14 protein-coding genes are annotated in these 21,211 nt (G+C 36.1%); 13 read left to right on the top strand and 1 reads right to left on the bottom strand.

All coding sequences use genetic code 11. The features are described 5' to 3' along the window. Nucleotides 1-56: 56 nt before the first annotated feature. Nucleotides 57-194, bottom strand: a complete 138-nt coding sequence (locus OOK92_RS00150) for a hypothetical protein (protein WP_264735869.1) — start codon at nucleotides 192-194, stop codon at nucleotides 57-59. Nucleotides 195-402: 208 nt separating this feature from the next. Here OOK92_RS00150 and OOK92_RS00155 point away from each other — a divergent pair, with 208 nt between their 5' ends. From OOK92_RS00155 to uvrC, 13 genes are all read left to right on the top strand, one after another. Further along, nucleotides 403-2,097: a recombinase family protein gene (locus OOK92_RS00155; protein ID WP_264735870.1), complete on the top strand. Its 1,695-nt coding sequence runs from the start codon at nucleotides 403-405 to the stop codon at nucleotides 2,095-2,097. A 40-nt stretch (nucleotides 2,098-2,137) separates the two neighbouring features. Further along, entirely contained in the window at nucleotides 2,138-4,741 is a 2,604-nt protein-coding gene (gene acnA / locus OOK92_RS00160; RefSeq protein ID WP_264735871.1) for an aconitate hydratase AcnA, read from the top strand. A gap of 118 nt (nucleotides 4,742-4,859) precedes the next feature. Beyond that, nucleotides 4,860-8,000 (top strand): bifunctional proline dehydrogenase/L-glutamate gamma-semialdehyde dehydrogenase PutA, encoded by a 3,141-nt coding sequence (gene putA / locus OOK92_RS00165; protein WP_264735872.1) that lies wholly within the window; start codon nucleotides 4,860-4,862, stop codon nucleotides 7,998-8,000. A gap of 183 nt (nucleotides 8,001-8,183) precedes the next feature. Next, entirely contained in the window at nucleotides 8,184-8,834 is a 651-nt protein-coding gene (locus OOK92_RS00170) for a protocatechuate 3,4-dioxygenase (RefSeq protein WP_264735873.1), read from the top strand. A 96-nt stretch (nucleotides 8,835-8,930) separates the two neighbouring features. Further along, nucleotides 8,931-10,433: a leucyl aminopeptidase gene (locus OOK92_RS00175; protein ID WP_264735874.1), complete on the top strand. Its 1,503-nt coding sequence runs from the start codon at nucleotides 8,931-8,933 to the stop codon at nucleotides 10,431-10,433. Nucleotides 10,434-10,678: 245 nt separating this feature from the next. After that, nucleotides 10,679-10,891 carry a hypothetical protein gene (locus OOK92_RS00180; protein ID WP_006015760.1) on the top strand — a complete coding sequence of 71 codons (213 nt, stop codon included), beginning with the start codon at nucleotides 10,679-10,681 and terminating at the stop codon, nucleotides 10,889-10,891. Nucleotides 10,892-10,896: 5 nt separating this feature from the next. Further along, entirely contained in the window at nucleotides 10,897-12,945 is a 2,049-nt protein-coding gene (gene nuoG, locus OOK92_RS00185) for an NADH-quinone oxidoreductase subunit NuoG (protein ID WP_264735875.1), read from the top strand. Continuing rightward, the gene (gene nuoH, locus OOK92_RS00190; protein ID WP_264735876.1) at nucleotides 12,929-13,954 is read left to right on the top strand and encodes an NADH-quinone oxidoreductase subunit NuoH; all 1,026 of its coding nucleotides are present in this window, start codon (nucleotides 12,929-12,931) and stop codon (nucleotides 13,952-13,954) included. The genes nuoG and nuoH overlap by 17 nt, the downstream gene beginning before the upstream one ends. Beyond that, nucleotides 13,947-14,945 (top strand): porphobilinogen synthase, encoded by a 999-nt coding sequence (gene hemB / locus OOK92_RS00195; protein ID WP_264735877.1) that lies wholly within the window; start codon nucleotides 13,947-13,949, stop codon nucleotides 14,943-14,945. The genes nuoH and hemB overlap by 8 nt, the downstream gene beginning before the upstream one ends. Nucleotides 14,946-15,628: 683 nt before the next feature. After that, nucleotides 15,629-16,387, top strand: coding sequence for a phosphatidylglycerophosphatase (locus OOK92_RS00200; RefSeq protein WP_253307312.1), 759 nt, complete (start codon nucleotides 15,629-15,631; stop codon nucleotides 16,385-16,387). A gap of 44 nt (nucleotides 16,388-16,431) precedes the next feature. Further along, nucleotides 16,432-17,271 carry a glycine--tRNA ligase subunit alpha gene (locus OOK92_RS00205; protein WP_253307313.1) on the top strand — a complete coding sequence of 280 codons (840 nt, stop codon included), beginning with the start codon at nucleotides 16,432-16,434 and terminating at the stop codon, nucleotides 17,269-17,271. Between the two features lie 3 nt (nucleotides 17,272-17,274). After that, on the top strand, nucleotides 17,275-19,392 hold the full coding sequence (gene glyS, locus OOK92_RS00210; protein WP_264735878.1) for a glycine--tRNA ligase subunit beta: 2,118 nt from the start codon (nucleotides 17,275-17,277) through the stop codon (nucleotides 19,390-19,392). Further along, on the top strand, nucleotides 19,376-21,196 hold the full coding sequence (gene uvrC, locus OOK92_RS00215) for an excinuclease ABC subunit UvrC (RefSeq protein WP_264735879.1): 1,821 nt from the start codon (nucleotides 19,376-19,378) through the stop codon (nucleotides 21,194-21,196). The genes glyS and uvrC overlap by 17 nt, the downstream gene beginning before the upstream one ends. The last annotated feature ends 15 nt before the right edge of the window (nucleotides 21,197-21,211 follow it).

Consider the following 21,211-nt stretch of genomic DNA (forward strand, 5'->3'; position numbering starts at 1 on the left):
ACCATCACTGCTTAAGGTGCTATGCAACAAAGCCATTCCAGTGTCAAGCACTGCCATCATAAAGAAACCAGTGTCAGCCACTTGGATGACACCGTCATAAAGGAACCATTACCCCGCCAACAATGTTGCAAAAAACGTAAAATTAGAGAAAAGCATTTCTCGAAAACTTCTATGTCCAAAAACAAGAGTGCCATTTATTTATAGTGCCAACAATCAATTAACCATCAGTTTCAATGAATGATATGAACATATTATTTCAAGGAAAGTTCATGGGAAATAAGAGATTAGCTATACGGATTAGCTGTAGCTATGAAACTAACCGGTTGGCAGAAAAGTATTTGTTAGATGCTTATGAAAAAGCCGTGTCAAAGCAAGTAAGCCAAAAAAATTTAAAACATAAAAATGGGATTCAAGGAGGATCAAATGGTAACAGTGAGTTTATATGCAAGAGTTTCTTCGGGGAAACAAGCACAAGAAAATACAATAGCAAGTCAAGTTGCAGCTTTAGAGAAGCAAATTAGTACGGATGGATACAAATTATTAAGTGAGTATAAATTTATTGATAATGGCTACAGTGGATCTAATCTAGTCCGTCCTGATCTAGAAAAGTTACGTGATAAAGTAACAGAAGGTAAAATTGATAGAATTTACATTCATTCACCTGATCGCTTATCTAGAAAATATGCATATCAAATGGTATTACTTGAAGAATTTGAGAAAGCAGGAGCAGAAACGGTTTTCTTAAATTATGAGATTAACGATAATCCAGAATCTCAATTGCTGTTACAAATGCAAGGTATGATAGCAGAATATGAACGAGCGAAAATTATGGAACGAAGTCGTCGCGGAAAGATTTATGCAGCTAATAAAGGTTGTGTAAGCGTAATGGGAGGAGCTCCTTATGGTTATCGTTATATAGATAAATATATGGGAGGAGGACAAGCTTTATTTGAAATAAACGAAGAAGAAGCTAATGTTGTTAGGAAAGTATTTTTGTGGATAGGAAGAGAAAGGACAAGTATTGGGGAAGTGTGTCGTCGGCTAAACACTATGTCTATTATAACACGAACAGGAAAAAAGTACTGGGATAGAAGTGTGATTTGGGGTATGTTAAAAAATCCTGCTTACAAAGGACAAGCGGCTTTTGGTAAAACAAAAGTAGGTATAAAGTTACAACATATCAGACCACAGAAACATTCTTGTGAACAACCGAAAGATAATTACTCTACCTATTCTGTTGAAAAAGCAAATTGGATTTATGTTAAAGTGCCAAATATAGTGGACGAAGATGTATTTGATATAGTTCAAGAACAATTAGCTGAGAATAGAAAAATAGCAAGGACAAGAGAAAGAGGAGCAAAATATTTACTACAAGGTTTAATCGTATGTAAGCGTTGTCGTTATGCATATTACGGAAGTCCTGTAAGAAATAAGCGAGGAGAAAAAATTGATCATTATGCTTATTATCGTTGTATTGGTAGAGATTCTTACCGTTTTGGTGGTAATAAAATTTGTGATAATAAACACATTCGTACAGATGCATTAGAAACAGCCGTTTGGGAAGAGGTTAAGCATTTATTGAAAAATCCAAATAGGGTTTTAGAAGAATACAGGCGTAGACTTTCAGAGCTTAAAAAATCATCATGGGATCAAAAAAGCGATTTACTAGAGAAACAAGAAAATAAATTAAAACGTGGTATTGCTAGACTTATTGATAGTTATGCTCAAGAATATATTAATCAAGAAGAATTTGAACCACGAATTAAAGCAATGAAACAAAGTTTAAAAACAATTGAAGAGGAGAAGAAAAGGATATTCGATCAAAAGAAATTAAAACAGGAATTAACTTTGGTTGTAACCAATTTAGAAGACTTTTCTTCCAATATTACATCAAACCTTGATAACGCAGACTGGCTAACTAAACGTGATATTATTAGAACGTTAGTCAAGAGAATTGAAATTAACCTTGAGGACGTAAATGTGGTATTTCGTGTAAAAGAGCTACCAAACTCTCCTGGAAATAATCGAGAAGAAAAGAAAAATTTGCAACATTGTTGGCGGGGTATTCGTACAGTTGTGTGTCATGCACTGGAATGACATCATTAGTTGATTTTTCACTTAAAAATGGTTATGCAGGATGAATAATTCTTTAAACGCAAAAACGACTTTAAACATTGACGGGAAGTCATACAACTATTTTAGCCTAAATAGTGCTAGTGAATTTTTAGGAATAGATGTAACTAAATTGCCCTGCTCACTTAAGGTTCTGCTTGAAAATTTATTGCGCAATGAAGATGGAGTAAACGTAAAGCTGGATGATATAAAAATACTAGCAAGTTGCGTTAATAAACACGCTAATCATGAAATTAGCTACAAGCCAGCAAGGGTGTTGATGCAAGATTTTACAGGGGTTCCTGCTGTCGTCGATTTAGCTTCTATGCGGAGTTATGTCAAGAAAAATGGAGGCGATCCAAGCAGCATAAATCCGTCTGTGCCCGTTGATCTTGTGATCGACCATTCTGTTCAAGTAGATAGTTATGGAAGTGTTTCCGCATTCAGTAAGAATGTTGAGCTAGAAGTAAAAAGAAATTTGGAGAGATATCAATTTTTAAAGTGGGGGGAATCGTCCTTCACAAATTTTAGAGTAGTACCACCAGGTACTGGAATTTGCCACCAAGTGAATCTTGAATATTTAGCGCAAGTTGTGTGTAATAATGATGGAGTCATATATCCTGACACTTTAGTTGGTACTGACAGCCATACTACAATGGTTAACGGGTTATCAGTCCTTGGTTGGGGTGTTGGAGGCATAGAAGCTGAGTCTGTAATGCTTGGTCAACCAATTAGTATGGTGATTCCAGAAGTAGTTGGATTTAAATTAATTGGCAGACTGCCGGAAGGAGTAACTGCGACTGATTTAGTGCTGACGGTTACCAATATCCTAAGAACGAAAGGTGTTGTTGGTAAATTTGTAGAGTTTTATGGTGATGGTTTAGATTATTTATCTTTGGCAGATAGAGCCACTATAGCAAACATGGCCCCAGAGTATGGTGCAACTTGTGGATTTTTTCCAATTGATCAGAAAACGCTAGATTATTTAAACTTGACCGGAAGGCCAAAAGAGCTGATTAAATTAGTTGAGGCTTATGCGAAAGAGCAAGGACTGTGGCGTAGCAGTGACGAGTTAGCGTTTTTTGACACACTAGAGCTTGATTTATCAAGCGTGAAGCCAGTAATGGCTGGTCCCAAAAGACCACAAGATAAGGTTTTTCTTTCACAAGTGGCAGAGTCTTTTTCTAAATCATTTTCAGTTAACGAATTAAAGGAAAGTGATAAGCTTCAAGATGGAAGTGTAGTTATTGCAGCAATAACAAGCTGCACTAACACCTCAAATCCAAGTGTAATGATTGCTGCAGGTCTTGTAGCTCGTAATGCAATTAAACTTGGATTAAAATCAAAGCCTTGGGTTAAAACTTCTCTTGCTCCAGGGTCACAAGTTGTAACAGAATATTTAGAAAAGTCAGGGTTGCAGGTAGATCTGAATGCTTTGGGCTTTAATTTAGTTGGATATGGTTGCACAACTTGCATTGGGAATTCTGGTCCACTTAATAAAGATATAGAGGATGGTATTAAAAACAAAAACTTAACCGTTGCTGCAGTTTTATCTGGCAATCGTAACTTTGAAGGAAGAATTCATCCGTTAGTCAAAGCTAATTACTTGGCATCTCCGCCACTTATTGTTGCATATGCACTTGCAGGCACTGTGCAAATTGATTTGACAAAAGATTCAATATGCAAAGATAAGAATGGAAATGATGTCTATCTCAAAGATATATGGCCAATAAACAATGAAATCGAAGATTGTGTTAAAAGTGTGGTAACACGTGAGATGTTCATACAAAAGTATAAGGATGTTTTTTCTGGTGATGAACATTGGCGAAAGATAAAGTGTGAAAAAAGTGAAATCTATAATTGGGATGCAAACAGCACTTACATACAAGATCCGCCCTATTTTGATAATTTATCACCTAAAAATAATAAAGATAAAACAATCGATATAAAAGGTGCACAAATATTGGCAATGTTTGGCGATAGCGTAACCACTGATCACATTTCCCCTGCTGGAAATATTGCCTCAAGTAGTCCTGCAGGTATATATTTAAAAAATCTTGGAATTGAGCCACAGGACTTTAATTCGTATGGATCTCGTCGTGGTAACCACAATGTAATGATGCGTGGAACTTTTGCTAACATTAGAATAAAAAATGAAATGGTAAGCATCGAAGGCGGCTATACAAAATATATTCCTTCTCAAGAAACTATGTCGATTTTTGATGCAGCAATGCGCTACAAAGAAAGTAATGTTCCTCTCATCATTGTGGCAGGAAAGGAGTATGGCACAGGTTCAAGTAGGGATTGGGCAGCAAAAGGTACTTTATTGTTGGGGATTAAAGTTGTAATTGCAGAAAGCTTTGAGCGTATACATAGGTCCAACTTGGTCGGCATGGGTGTTCTTCCACTTATATTCCAAAATGGAATAACCAGAAAGATATTTGATGGTAGTGAGATAATAAGCATAAAAGGTGAAATAGTGCCAAGTGGAAATTTAGAATGTATCATCAAAAGAAAGGATAGTTCAAAGCAATCAATTCAACTCAAATGCTGTGTACAAACCGCAACTGAGATTAAATACTTAATGCATGGCGGAGTGTTAAGCTACATACTTGCACAATCCTTTTAAAGTTATTGCATGGACTTCTTTTAGCCAGCCCTGGTCCCTTCATAAATAATGATTTGTTCTATGCAAAGTTATGATATAATTTTACCTTACATATAGTAAAGGTGTTTTATAGATAATTATGATTACCTCTATACAAGAACCTAATGAACTCAGAAAACGTTTACAAGGATTTTATCGTACTGATGAAAAGAGTTATATACGTTATCTTGTAGAAAAAGCAGAGCTTTCAGCTGATTCAAAAAGTAGAATTTATAATATTGCAAAACAAGTTATTGAAAAAATCAAACACAATAAATTAAGTATTGTAGATTCCTTTATGCAGCAATACTCGCTTTCCAATGATGAAGGAATAGCATTGATGTGCCTTGCTGAATCGCTACTTAGAATACCAGATGATTATACAATAGACGAAATAATCAAAGATAAAATTGCCAATCAGGAATGGAATAAATATTTAGGGCACTCTTCTTCGTTGTTTGTCAATGCTTCCACATGGAGCTTGATGATAGGTAGCAGTATATTGAGAGATAATGAAGGCGATTCGAAGTTCTATTACGCAATTTCTAAGTTACTTAAGAATTTAGGAGAACCGATCATTCGCAAAGCAGTAAAACAAGCAATGTCTATGCTTGGTAATCATTTTGTTGTTGGAGAAACCACAGAAGAAGCTTTAAGGTATGCAAAACTAGATGACAATAGTAAGTTTTTATACTCTTTTGATATGCTTGGCGAAGCTGCTCACACAGCTGAAGATGCAGAAGAGTATTTTAATTCATACATGCACTCAATAAAAGCTATAGGTGAATCCACTGAAATAAATGATTGTTTTAAATCGCATGGAATTTCAATCAAATTGTCTGCGTTACATCCACGTTATGAATTTGGTCAATTCGATAATATAGCTGAAGAGTTGAGAGCTAAACTGCTAGAGCTTTGTCATGAAGCAAAAAAATACAACATTTCATTATGCATAGATGCAGAAGAAACAGAAAGGCTTGAAATGTCCTTAATCTTGTTTGAACAATTACGGCTTGATGAATCACTTTCTGAGTGGGAAGGGCTTGGCTTGGCTGTACAAGCATATCAAAAACGTGCTTTGTCTACTCTTGACTTTGTAGAGGATGTTGCTATTCGATCAAATCATAAAATTATGGTCAGACTTGTAAAAGGTGCATATTGGGATTCAGAAATCAAGCGTACGCAAGAATTGGGATTAAATGATTACTCAGTATTTACAAGAAAAAGCTATACTGACGTATCTTACCTCGCGTGCGCACAGAAACTTTTGAGTAAACCAAACAGCTTTTACCCATGCTTTGGAACTCATAACGCCTATACTTTTGCTTCTATCATGGAACTTGCTGATAAAAACCACCCTGGATTTGAATTTCAACGCTTACATGGAATGGCAAAAGACTTATATGATTATGCAATGTCAGAGCTTGCAACAAATGTTAGCTGTCGTGTCTACGCACCCGTTGGGGAACATAGTGACTTGTTGCCTTATCTTATAAGATGCCTTCTTGAAAATGGAGCTAATAGTTCATTTGTTAATCAAATAAATGATTCTAACGTTAAAATTGATGAGTTAATTTCAGATCCACTGGAAAAAGCTATAAATTTTAATTATGAACCTCATCCAGGCATTCCGTTACCACAAGATATTTTGGGACCAGAAAGAAAAAATTCTTTGGGAATGGATATTAGTGACTCGGTGATAGTCTCACAATTTGCAGATGATATAAAGAGCTTTAGTGAAAAAAAATGGCAAGTTGGGCCGATAATTGACGGACAGTCACTTTTTGATGATGCCAAATTTACTGAAGTGGTGAATCCTGCACATTTAGAAAATGTAATTGGAGAAGTGTCAAATACAACAAGTGCTCAAGTTTTAAACGCTCTTGAAATAGCACATAATGCTTTTACTGAATGGCAGAATGTTTCAGCAGAAAAGCGCGCTAAATGCCTTGAAAAAGCTGCAGATTTGCTTGAAGAAAGGATGAAAGAGTTGATTTACATTCTGATCGTAGAAGCAGGAAAAATTTTATCTGATGCAATAGCGGAAGTAAGAGAGGCAGTGGATTTCTTACGTTACTACGCAACGATAGCAAAAAATGAACTGAGCGACTGGAAAAAATTGCCAGGTCCAACGGGTGAAGATAACTTCATCTTTTTTGAAGGCAGAGGAGTTTTCCTGTGTATATCACCATGGAATTTTCCACTTGCTATCTTCATTGGGCAGGTTTCAGCTGCACTTGCAGCAGGTAATGCGGTGCTGGCAAAACCGGCAGAGCAAACGCCGATTATTGCCTACGAAGCTGTTAAGATACTACATGAAGCTGGGATACCAAAAAATGTGTTACACCTCATTCCTGGGGATGGTGGATATTTAGGCAAAATATTAGTTCCAGACAATAGAATTGCTGGAGTAGCTTTTACTGGCTCAACACAAACTGCTCAAATAATTAATAAAATGCTTGCGGATAGGGATGGTCCTATTGTACCGCTTATTGCTGAAACAGGAGGGCTCAATGCTATGATTGTTGATAGCTCCGCTCTCTTAGAGCAAGTGACTACAGATGTTGTACTTTCTGCGTTTCGCAGTGCCGGCCAACGCTGTTCTGCACTTAGAGTGCTGTTTATTCAAGAGGACATAGCAGAGAAGCAGATAAAAATGATATGTGGTGCAGCGCAAGAACTCAAGATTGGTGACCCAATACAACTTAGTACTGATATTGGTCCAATAATTGACAAAGCATCTATCGATATGCTAACTCAACATACGCAAAAAATGTCAGAGGACGAAGATTCAAATCTGTTATTTAAAGTACCCATGGATACAAATTCTCATAATGGTTATTTCTTTCCTCCATATATTTATGAGATACAAAAAATTTCGCAATTAAAGCAAGAAGTATTTGGTCCTATTTTGCATATCATACGTTTTAACAAGTCACAATTAAATGAAGTTATAAGTGATATAAACAATACAGGATATGGGCTTACATTTTCTTTGCAGAGCCGTATACAAAATCAGATCGATTTAATAAGCAAAAAAATATCAGTTGGAAATGTCTACATCAACCGTAACCAGATAGGTGCAGCAGCTGGGATACAACCATTTGGTGGTAGAGGACTATCTGGCACTGGGCCAAAAGCTGGTGGTCCTCATTATTTACAGCGTTTTTCTACAGAAAAAGTTGTAAGTGTTAACACTACAGCATTCGGTGGTAACACTACACTTATGTGTTTGGATTAATTTGCGGGCCCTAATTTTTCTCCTATCTTACCCCTAAGCTAGACGTTCGTGCAGTTATGTACACAGCGCTAAGATCCGAAAAGGACCAGCTTATGCACTGAAATAAAGCGGCTCCAAAGGAAGTCTTATCTTTAAACAAAAGAAAAAAGCTGCTATAATCTGAATAAAAGCATTATAAATGAAATGAATGTGAAAAATATCTTATTAGCGCTTTTAGTACAAACGGTATTCAGTTTGCCGCTATTTGCAGCTGATCCTGTTTTGCTCAACTGCATTGAAACTCCAGAAATATATGACCTTGATGCAAGGCCAAAAAATTTTAGCTCTTCAAACAATTTAAGAAGGAAAGCTGGTTCTCCAAATAGTGCAATAGGAGAATTAATACACATAGTGGGTAGAATTACTGATATAAACTGTTTACCAATACAAAATGCTGTAGTTTCTATATGGCACGCGAATTCACGCGGCGTGAACCATTACGATGAGAATATAGAGGATAATCAACTCGATCCGAATTTTGCTGGATCAGGAAGGTTTGTAGTGAATAATCTTGGCTATTATAATTTTATTACGATAGCACCTGGTAAAATTGGTGAGAGAGCTCCACATATTAACTTTCTAGTTCAACATCCAGATTTTCCAGAATTCACAACGCAAATGTTTTTTGCTGACCATAATTGCGATAATTGTGCTGATCCTGTTCTTGGAGATTTTGTTAGTAATGGGCTTGCAAGCCTTCTCATAACACCATTTACTTACAGTGATCAGGTCATAAAAACCTATACGTTTAACATTACCTTGGGTGGATATAATAAGTTCTCTAATAAAAGATAAAAACCCTTGCATGTAAGGTAGTCCATAGTAAACTTGAATGTTATTGTACTTAGGATGTATATGAAAAATATCTTACTGATGTTTTTGCTATGTTTTATGTACAGTTTACAATTATTTGCAACGGAGATGCCAGCAATGAAAATAACAATTTCTAAAATTTCGCCCGATTTTAAAACAATAGTAATGGGTTTATTTGAGGACAACGAAACCGTAAATGATGGCGGAGTTTTGCAAGGAAAACAGATCATAGATAATATAAAGCAATTTAGCGATTTTAATGGAAGCTTTGGTGAATTTTCTTCTACCATTTTACCAGAAGGAAAAAACGTTGTAGTTGTTGGACTTGGTAAGAAGGATGAATGGAATGAAAATAAAGAATTAAATATTGGTGGTAAAATATATTGTGAGCTAAGCAGATTAAAAATTAAGAAAGCAGCGATTTTAATCGAAGGTAGTGCAGCAAATGTTGCATATGGTGCGTTTCTGCGTAGTTTTAAGTTTGATAAGTATAAAACTAAAAAGGATGAGAAAATTACAGAGGTAGAGGAAATTACCGTATTAGTAAAAGATGAGCAATTAAGTAATGCTGAAAGATCATTTGAGCACTCAAGGCAAGAAGGTGAGAGTATATTCCTTGCGCGCTCTTTTATAACAGAGCCTCCTAACATTCTATATCCAGAATCCTATGCTGATCATATAAAAAAAGAGCTTACTAAGCTTGGCCTTGAAATCGAAGTGCTTGATAAAAAGCAGATGGAAGAGAAAAAAATGGGAGCCTTGCTTGGAGTCGCACAAGGAAGTAGTAAAGAACCAAAATTAGTAGTGATAAAATGGAATGGGGCTTCTAAAGAACAAAAGCCAATAGCTTTTGTTGGTAAAGGTATAACGTTTGACACTGGTGGAGTATCACTCAAACCTTCACGTGGTATGGAGTCGATGAAATATGACATGGCAGGCTCTGCTGCTGTAGTTGGGGTGATGCATGCTTTAGCAGGACGAAAAGCAAAAGTAAATGCAATCGGCGTGGTTGCACTTGCAGAGAATGCAGTGGGTGGTAATGCTCAAAGGCCGAGTGATGTAGTAACTTCAATGTCTGGACAGACGATAGAAGTGTTGAACACCGATGCAGAAGGAAGGCTCATACTTGCAGATGCTTTATGGTATACGCAAGACAGATTCTCACCAAAATTTATGATTGATCTTGCAACTTTAACTGGTGCTATAGTGGTTGCACTTGGAAATAACGAATATGCTGGTCTTTTTTCAAATAATGATGAATTAGCAAACCGTCTGATTGATGCAGGAAATGAAGTAAGTGAGAAGTTATGGCGTTTTCCTATGAATGAAACTTATGACAAAATTATTGATTCACCGATTGCTGATGTTCAAAACATCGCTCCTGCAGGCTCTGGTGGAGATAGCATAATGGCTGCACAGTTTTTACAGCGTTTTGTGAATGAAACTTGCTGGGCACATTTAGATATCGCAGGCACTGCTTGGTACGAAAAAGGTACTGACATTTGTCCAAGAGGAGCAGTAGGTTTTGGTGTAAGGTTACTTAATAAGTTGGTTAAAAAGTACTACGAAGCCAATGATTAAAGGTCTTTATACTGGATTTATGGCTTGACTCACAGCTACATGAACGTTTATTTTCGAGGCGCAGCAAATGAAAGTAGCTGATGCATATTTCTTTTTTTCTGGTCAAGCACTGGAATGATATCAAGGAGTAACTTTTTATTTAAACAATGATTATAATAAGAGATCTATTGAAATTTTAAAGTTATTAAATATTGACGCTATATACTTAAGTGTTAAAATAGAATGAAAAGTTTTTAGGAGTTTATATGGCAGTAGGTGGGAAAGCAAAGACAGCTAGTAAAAATAACCCTACTCAGCGTAAGAAGGCCGAGCAAAAAATGTATAAAGATAAACCGGTAAAACCTGTTAGATATATAGATCGTGACTCGCGCATGAATTATATGTCTGCTCAATATGACAACGGCAATCTGGTTGAAGATGAGGTAAGCGGCAATCCTATAAAGTGGGAAGCTGTATAATAGTTGTGGTTAAAGTTACTATTAATTCTAAGGAATGTGAAGTAGAGCATGGGCTCACTATAATTCAAGCTTGTGAAGTCGTGGGCGTTGAAATTCCACGTTTTTGTTATCATGAGCGTTTAGCAATTGCTGGTAACTGCAGAATGTGTTTGGTTGAAGTTGAGGGTGGGCCTCCAAAACCAGTAGCCTCTTGTGCAATGCCAGTTGCAGAAGGGATGGTTATTCACACTGATACCCCTAAGGTTAAAAAAGCACGTGAAGGTGTGCTTGAGTTTTTGCTAATTAACCACCCGCTTGATTGCCCAATTTGCGATCAAGGTGGTGAATGCGATTTGCAAGATATCACGATGGCTTATGGGAAAGGAACCAGCAGACTTGATGAGCATAAGAGGGCTGTGCCAAAAAAACACTTCGGACCACTGATTGAGACTGCGATGAATCGATGCATTCATTGCACTCGGTGTGTTAGATTTTTGTCTGATGTTGCAGGTACAAATGAACTTGGAGGAATCGGAAGGGGAGAAAATGTAGAGATTAGCACTTACATAAAAAGGCATATTAGTTCTGAATTATCTGGAAATATCATAGATCTCTGCCCGGTAGGGGCTTTAACTTCAAAGCCTTACTCCTTTACAGCGCGTCCATGGGAGCTATCACATTGTGAGACTATAGATGTGCTAGATGCTGTGGGAAGTAGCATTAGAGTTGATTATCGTGGCCTGGAAGTTATGCGAATATTACCAAGACTGAGCGAAGAGGTAAATGAAGAATGGATATCAGATAAAACCCGCTTTGCCTATGATGGACTAAAAGTTCAGCGTCTTGATCAACCTTATGTAAAAAAAGATGGTAAATTAGCCCCAGTTGATTGGAATGAAGCATTAACTATTGCTGCAAAGAAATTAAAGAATACAAAATCAAATAAAATAGCTGCAATTGCAGGTGATTTAGCAGATTGTGAGTCTATGCTTCTACTCAAAGAAATGATGCAAAAACTTGGTTCTGGAAATATAGATTGCAGACAAGATGGTGCAAAACTGATCCCAAACAATAGAGCTTCTTACGTATTTAATACTACAATTGAAGGTATAGAAAAAGCAGATTTATGTCTTCTGGTAAATACAAATCCAAGAATAGAAGCGCCGATCATTAATGTAAGATTGAGAAAGAGATATTTACAGGGCAACTTTCCTATTGCAAGTGTTGGTCCTAACATTGAATATTTGTACCATGTTGAGAAATTGGGCGATAATCCTGATGTTTTGAGTAAAATAGCAAATGGAAATCATAAGTTCTGTGAGCTGCTGGTAGCTGCTCAAAACCCTATGCTGATCATTGGTCAAGATGCATTAGTAAGAGATGATTCTGAATCAGTTCTAGTTCTAGCTGGCAAAATTGCAGAAAAATTTAACATGATCAGAGATGATTGGAATGGCTTTAATGTGCTGCATAAAGCTGCAGCAAGAGTCGGTGGTCTGGACGTTGAGTTTGTTCCTGAAAAAGGTGGAAAAGACACTAATCAGATACTGGAAAATGCAGAAAGTGGTGACATAGAAGTGGTTTATCTTCTTGGTGCAGATGAAATTGATACATCAAAATTAGAAAATACATTTGTAATTTGTCAAGGTCATCACGGTGATAAGGGTGCACATGTGGCAGATGTTATCTTGCCTGGTGCTGCATATACAGAAAAATATGCAACTTATGTAAATACTGAAGGTCGAGTGCAAAGAACAAATTTAGCTGTATTTCCTCCAGGTGAAGCAAAGGAGGATTGGTTAATTATTAAAAATCTTTCACAATATTTAGACCTTTCTTTACCGTATGATAGTTTATTTGATGTGAGAAAAAAATTAGATACTATCGGTCCACAGTTTAGAAATGCCGATCAAGTGGTAAAAAACACATGGGTGCCAATTAGCAATGATGGGATAAGCTTAAGTAATACACCTTTCACTTTAAAGGAGTGTAATTTTTATATGACGGATTCAATAAGTCGCGCTTCAAAAATAATGGCAGATTGTACTAAAGCTTTTTATGAACACGCTAGTTAATATTTTATTTATTTTAGTACCGCTACTACTTTCAGTTGCGTACTTGGTATACTTTGAGCGTAAGGTTATTGGTGCAATTCAACTGAGACACGGCCCAAGTGTAGTTGGACCTTTTGGGCTATTGCAGCCATTTGCAGATGCTATTAAGCTACTGATTAAAGAGCCGATAATACCATTTAGAGCGAGCACCATACTGTTCATTATGGCTCCAATGCTCACTTTTATTCTAGCATTAATTGCCTGGGCAGTTATACCGTTTGGTGCTGAAGTAATTGTAGAAAATGGCCAGCAAGTAGTGATTCCTAAGGTTATAGCAAATATTAATGTTGGAGTGCTTTATGTGCTAGCTATATCGTCGCTGGGAGTATACGGCGTAATTATTGCAGGCTGGTCAAGCAATTCTAATTATGCATTTCTTGGCGCTATACGGTCGGCTGCTCAGATGATTTCATATGAAGTTTTAATAGGCTTAATAGTTGCTACAGTTGTTGTTACAACTGGTACGTTGAACCTTGGAGAGATGGTGGTAGCGAAACACAACATGCCATTTTGGGTTGATTTGCTACTAATGCCTATAGGAATAATATTTTTTATTTCTTTGCTTGCAGAAACTAATCGTCACCCATTTGATTTACCAGAAGCTGAAGCAGAGCTTGTCTCTGGATATAACGTTGAATATTCATCCATGCCTTTTGCCCTCTTTTTTCTTGGAGAATATGCAAATATGATTCTAGCAAGTGCTATGATGACGATATTCTTTCTAGGAGGATGGTATCCGCCGCTGGAGTTCAGTTTACTTTACAAAATTCCAGGTTTGATTTGGTTCGTTTTGAAGATAGTTATACTTTTGTTCGTATTTATTTGGATTAGAGCAACAATACCTCGTTATCGATATGATCAGCTAATGCGTCTTGGTTGGAAAGTGTTTCTGCCAATATCGGTGCTTTGGGTGGTACTCATTTCAGGAGTGTTGCTCTTTACTGGGAATTTACCTGGGTCCAATGTTTAATTTTCCAAATACAAGATTAAGGCGCAGGCGCTCGAGCAAATGGGTTCGCAATTTAACAAGTGAAAATAGTTTATCAGTAAATGATCTGGTTCTTCCTCTGTTTGTTCACGACAGAGAAGAAACAACTGAACCAATTTCTGGCTTACCAGGCGTAAAGTGTTATTCAATAGATGGATTAGTGTCTATAGTTAAGGAAGCTAAAGATTTAGGAATTAATGCTGTTGAAATTTTTCCTGTAGTTGATAGTAAACTAAAATCTGAAAACGCTGAGGGAGCATATAATTCTGACAACTTAATCTGCAAAGCAATCCGTGCTGTAAAATTAAAGGTACCTGAAATTGGTATTATTGCAGACGTTGCACTGGATCCATACACTATTCATGGCCATGACGGCATTTTAAAAGATAATCAGATGGATGTAGAAAACGATGAAACTATATCAGTACTGTGTAAGCAAGCACTTGCTTTAGCGAAGGCAGGATGTGATATAGTTGCTCCTTCTGATATGATGGATGGTAGAATAGGAAGAATCAGAAAATCATTAGATGATAATAACTTTCAAGACGTATTAATATTATCTTATGCGGTGAAATATTGCTCTAGCTTCTATGCTCCATTCAGGCAAGTCGTTGGTTCATGTGGGCTATCACATTCTATAGACAAAAGTGGTTATCAAATGGATTATAAAAATGCGCACGAAGCAATGTGCGAAATTGAAATGGATATAAATGAAGGTGCAGATTTTATTATGATTAAACCAGGTATGCCATATTTGGATATTATCAAAACAGCAAGTGATAAGTTTAATTTTCCGATTTTTGCTTACCAAGTAAGCGGTGAGTACGCAATGATAAAAGCTGCTGCAAATAATGGCTGGCTAGATTATGACAAGGTGATTTATGAATCTTTGATTGGTTTCAAACGTGCGGGTGCAAGTGCAATATTCACTTACGCTGCACTTGATGTTGCAAAAAATTTGGTATCCGTTTAGCAGTGTGGCTAAAAGGCACGTCTGTGCAAACATTATGATTTAGAAAAATCCAAGTAGCATGAAAACGCAAAACCTACTTGACAAACTCCGCCAGCCCCCTTATCATGAAACTGAAGGTATTTTATTATCTTCAATCTGTGCAGATTAAACGACAACAGTATTACGTGATTGGCGTCTTATTTTTAATTTTTTGCACTATGTGCACCTTATGTCTTCACAGCCTTTCTGGGTTTTTACCCATATAAGCTGAAACGCGCTTACAAAGCGTTTAAGACAGTATAGAACGCCGATTTGCAGGATTAGAGAGTGACAACTAGCTAACACGGGATATCTTTTGCCTTTTTTTCTGCTTAGTAAATTTCTTAAATATTAAAGCTAAGGTTAGTTGCACTTAAAAGCAGCTAAATTGCAGTGTTTAAGACTTAAAAAAACGCCAATACTGAAAATAAACAGTGACCGGGGTTTCTTTTGCCTTTTTTTTATTTGCTTGATATTTATAATAGACCCACACCATCACACTCTGGGACCATACAAGAGAAGGCTACTCGGATGACAGGGAGGAACGGTTGTCGGTAAACTTAGAGCTATAATAACTATTTGCCTTTTTTCTATGCAAGAAGTCTATTGATAAGTCCGTTACAATACAGTATTATAAATAATATAAACCAAGTGTTACTTAGGGCATGGGGATTTTTTTTGAATTTTTGGGAAAGATGCTGGGCAAGGTTTTTCCTGCCAAAACAGTAAGCTCTTTTTTGGGAATAGGATATTTACCAGGTTGGCAGAACTATTGGTCTTCTTTTTTAATATTATTTATTGTCGATGTTATATTGATTTTTACATATGGAGGCGAATATTTGCTATATAAAATGCCAAATTCAGGAATAGTTGTAGCTGCTGTTTTTACAAAATTGGCAATAGTTATGTTAGTAATACAATTAATTGGAATATTTATTTTTCATGCTCAGGACCCTTCAGCAAACAGTGGTGAAGAAATAGTAATACAAATAGCGTCAGGGCAAGTATTGACTGTAGCACTTTCAATGCCAGCAATAATGTCAATTTATTATACTGTAAGTAAACTCTATGGGAGTATATGTAAGCAGATGTTTCAATGCCCATTTTGGTTTAATGATTTTATGCACTTTTTCTTTTTTCTTATGATACCTTACGTATTTTTTAATGTCGTAGAAGTGATAAAACCATGGCCAATAAGTTCAATACAACTCAGCTATAATAATGCAATTTCAATTACATTTGAGGGGATTTTTCACACATTTTATGCGGTGATTTTACTGTATTTAACAGCATTTATATTCTGCGATTTAACTATGCATGATGCAATTGTCCTAAATAAAAGCATAATTCAGTATGTGAGGGAAAGTTCAGCAGTTTTAGGTGATTATTTACATAGTGCTGCAAAAAAAATAAATATTGAATAGTACTTATTTATTTATATATTTAGTATAAAAAGTGTGCAATTTGTGTGAATTTACAAAGTATAATAAAAGAGTTGCAAGATTTTTGGGCTGGTGAAGGGTGCGTTATACTTCACCCATACACATCTGAAGTTGGTGCTGGTACATTACATCCTGCAACAATTATGTCTGCAATTGATACAAAACCGACAAAAATTGCATATCTACAACCAGTAATTAGGCCAGCAGATGGACGCTATAGTGATAATCCTAATCGCTTGTATCAACATCACCAATATCAAGTTATAATAAAGCCATCTGGTAATAATTTACAAAACGTCTATTTAGATAGCTTAAAAGCTCTTGGCATATCTACAGAAAAATATGATATTAAGTTTGTTGAAGATGATTGGGAAAACCCAAGTGTTGGTGCATCAGGACTTGGATGGGAAGTTACATGCAATGGAATGGAAGTAACACAGCTTACTTATATACAGCAAGTTGGAGGGATTGACTGCAAGATGATTCCTGGTGAGGTGGCATATGGGTTGGAACGTTTAGCAATGTGCATACAAGGTGTAGATAATGTTTACGATATAACTTGGAACGATAACGGTGTAACTTACGGAGATATTTTTAAACAAAGAGAATATGAATTTTCTTATTTAGCGTTAGATTATTATGATACTAAAGTGGTACAGCAGCAATTTGAAGATACGGAAAAATTATGTAAGTTCCTTATTGAAAAGGAGCTACCAATTGCAGCTTATGACCAATGTATTAAAACTAGTCACCTACTTAATCTGCTTGATGCAAGAGGTGTGCTTGGTGTCAATGAACGTACAGCGCATATTGGTAGAGTTAGAGAGCTGACAAAAAAATGTTGCGAATTGTACATGAGTAAATAGCGTATGTCGTTGCAGTTGTTATTTGAGTGCCTTTCAGAAGAAATACCATCGAGAATGCAGAATGTAGCTGCAACTCAAGTTAAGAGCTGTATTGCCAATGTTTTTAACAAAAATAATGTAAAATTTACATCAATGGAGGTTTTTGTAACGGCACGTCGCATTACCCTATTTGTTGACAACATAAATGCTTTGGAGCTAAAGGATTCCAATAACGAAGTTAAGGGACCAAACATTAACGCACCAAAAAGTGCTATCGAAGGTTTTTTAAGAAAATATCAGAAAAATGAAGAAGATTTGCTCGTTCGAAAAGTAAATAATGAGGATTTTTACTTCATTAAAAGAGAAAGCTGCTCATTTAACATCAGAGAATTCCTCAAAAATCAACTGGAGGAAATGCTCAAAAACTTTTCTTGGTTGAAGAGCATGAGATGGGGCGAAGGAAAAGAAAGGTGGGTTAGGCCAATTAAAAACATTTTATGCATTTTAAATGACGAAATAATACCTGTGTCTTTTGCAGGGATCACAGCATCTAACACAACATATGGCCATCGATTTCTCTCAAGTGATGCGACGTTAACTATTAAAGCACCTAAAGACTATTTTGAATTGCTAGAAAAAAACAGCGTAATTCTCCAGCTGGACAAAAGAAAGCAATTTATACTAGATCAGATTAATAAATTCACAAAAGAGCAGAATTTACAACTTGAGAAAAATGATTATTTACTAAATGAATTGACAGGGCTTATAGAGTGGCCAATCGTACTATTTGGTGAAGTGAATCAAGAAAAGTCATTTGGATTACCGAAGGAAGTAATTCTTAGTATAATTAATACGCAGCAAAAATATCTTGCTTTAAGTAATGGAAAGAGAATTTCACACTTTGTCACTGTTGTCAACGTCAACAATGGTGAAGTTGTTAAAGGACACGAAAGAATATTAGAAGCACGTCTTGCTGATGCACAATTTTTGATATCTCAGGACAAAAAGGAAGATCTGGATCATTATGTCAAAAAATTGGGTTCGATATTATTTCATGCTTTTCTTGGCAGCGTGGGGGAAAAGGTGAAGCGTATTACGTCTCTGTCAAAGTATATAGCTATATTTATTCCACATGCTTCGCTGATAAAAGTTGAACGTGCTGCATATTTGGCAAAAGCTGATTTGGCAACATCGATAGTAAGAGAGTTTCCAGAATTACAAGGAGTAATGGGTGGATATTATGCTTCTTATTTTCAAGAAGATAGAGAAATAGTGGAAGCTATAACTGAACACTATAAGCCAATCGGGCCAGAGCAGGAGTGTCCTAAATCCCCTTCAGCAATTGCTGTGTCAATTGCAGACAAAGTGGATAGCTTAGTTGGTTTAATTGCAGCAGGTGAGAAAATCTCTGGTTCGTATGATCAGTTTGGTTTGCGGAGAATGACAATTAGTATAATTAGAACAATACTTGAAAATAATTTGCATATTCCAATTAGGCTATTGATAGATAAGTCAGTATCTTTATATTCAAGGCTTCTATTTAATGAAAATACAACGTCAGTTGATAAGCCAAATAGAAAACAAATTTCAGAACTAGTATTTAGATTCTGCTTAGAAAGATTCAAGGTTATTTTAAAAAATAGAGATATAAGTCAAGATGTCGTAGATTCAATACTATATAAAATCGATATTAATGATCTGCTGACAGCAGAAAAGCAAACTGTTATATTGGATCGTTATCTTAGTACGCCAGAAGGTGAACAGATTCTAAGCACTTACAAAAGAGTCAGTAACATGATGAGCAAAGTAAGGAAAAGTGATGGCACTACTTATAGTGCATCTTACGGTAAGAGATTTTTGATTGAAAATGAAGAAATTGCGCTATCAAATTGTGCTATAACTGCTTGTAAAAACATAAAACAAGCGATAAAAAATAACCACTTTAATGCAGCGCTTGATGAACTTGCTGGTTTTGCTCCGTTTATCAATCAGTTTATGGACAGTGTAAAGATTAACTGTGATTCTGATAAGCTGAGAAGAAACAGATTATCTTTGCTTGAAAATGTAGTTTCCGTCTTTCATTTAGTAGCAGATTTTAACCTCATACAGGTTAAGCAATGGATAAATGCTCAGGCAATATAAAGAACAAATCAAATCATCTCCACAGTCCTGTGGCGTGTATAAGATGGTTGGAGATAAGAATAAGATTTTATACATTGGTAAAGCAAAAAACTTGAAGTCGAGGTTATCCGACTACCTTCAATTCGAAAACCTTTCTGAACGAATTAGAGTTATGCTCTCACAGGTTATTAAGGTTGAAATATTCATCACTGAGAATGAAATCGAAGCACTGCTTCTTGAAGCACAGTTAATAAAATCGTTGAAGCCACCTTATAATATTGTGCTTAAGGATGGAAAATATTATCCCTATATAACAATTTCCAAGCACGATTATCCAAGAATAGCGAAATATAGAGGCAAATTTAAGAAGAATGAGTTTCATTATTATGGTCCCTTTACATCTGCCGCTGCTGTTAAGCAAACTATATTATCATTGCAAAGAGCTTTTCTCTTGAGAGTATGTTCAGATCAATACTTTTCATCAACAAAAAGACCATGTATTGAGTATCAAATTAAGCGCTGCTCAGCACCATGCATAAACAAAATCACAAAAGACGACTACTGCCAATCAGTAAAACAGGCACGAAATACATTGCTTGGAAGAAATAAGGAAGTGAAAGAACAGTTACTTTTCACAATGAGAAAGTGCAGCAGTGAAGAAAACTATGAGCTTGCTGCTATATATAGAGATCGGGTAAAGTTTCTTGAGCAAATTCAAATACAGCACACGGATTTTTCTTTTGAAAAAGATGCAGATTTCTTCAGTATTGTACGTGAAGAGGATCTAGCATGTATTAGTGTGTTATCGTTCAGAAATAAAGACAACTACGGCAGCACTCCTTACTTTGCCGAGAACTGTGGTGATCACTCAAATGATGAAATTTTATCCACCTTTTTGGTCAATTTTTATAATTCAGCTAACATACCTCCAATACAAATTTACGTTCCAGATTCTATTGTGGATAAGGAAATTATAGAACAAGCACTATATAAGGTTGCTCAAAAGCCAGTAAAAGTTCTGCATGCAAAGAATAAAAAAGAGCGTGATTTATTGAAATTTGTTTATGATAACTCTCAGCATAGCTTAGAGCAGAAGCTTATCGATTATAGAAATAACCTAGAAAAGCTTGAAGAGCTTAGCAAAATCTTCTTGTTACCAAACATTCCAAAGCGTATTGAGGTTTATGACAATAGCCATATATTTGGAAACCAACAAATTGGTGTAATGGTTGTTGCAGGGCAGGAGGGTTTTTTAAAAAGTGAGTACAGAAAATTTACTATAAAGGAAAAATTTTCAGGTGATGACTATAAAATGATGAGGGAAGTGCTAACCAGACGTTTCTCCGGCAATATAAAAGGCATAATACCTGATTTTTTACTGATTGATGGTGGACCAGGACATGTTTCCATAGTACAAAGTGTACTGGAAGTATTGAATATAAACGTTCCTTTTGCTTGTATGGCAAAAGGTCCTGATCGTAACGCAGGAAATGAAAGATTTTATATGCTGGGCAGGGAAGAATTCAGTCTGGCAAATGACAGCAAAGTCATGCTTTACTTACAATCGCTGCGTAATGAAGCCCACCGCTTTGCGATAACTTCACATAGAAAAAAACGCGATAAACAGTTTATAGTTTCACAATTAAGCAAAATACCCGGCATTGGCAACAAAAGAAAAAAAGCGTTGATGTCTTATTTTGGTTCAGTGAAAAATATAAGCAAAGCTTCTCTGGTTGAAATTCAAAACGTACATGGAATTAGTAAAGGTTTAGCAGAAGTCATTCTTAAATACGTGAATTATAAGAGAGGAGTGCTCTTAACCTGACACATATGGCTTTTT

Source organism: Wolbachia endosymbiont (group A) of Rhinocyllus conicus, assembly GCF_947250775.1.
Lineage (GTDB): Bacteria > Pseudomonadota > Alphaproteobacteria > Rickettsiales > Anaplasmataceae > Wolbachia.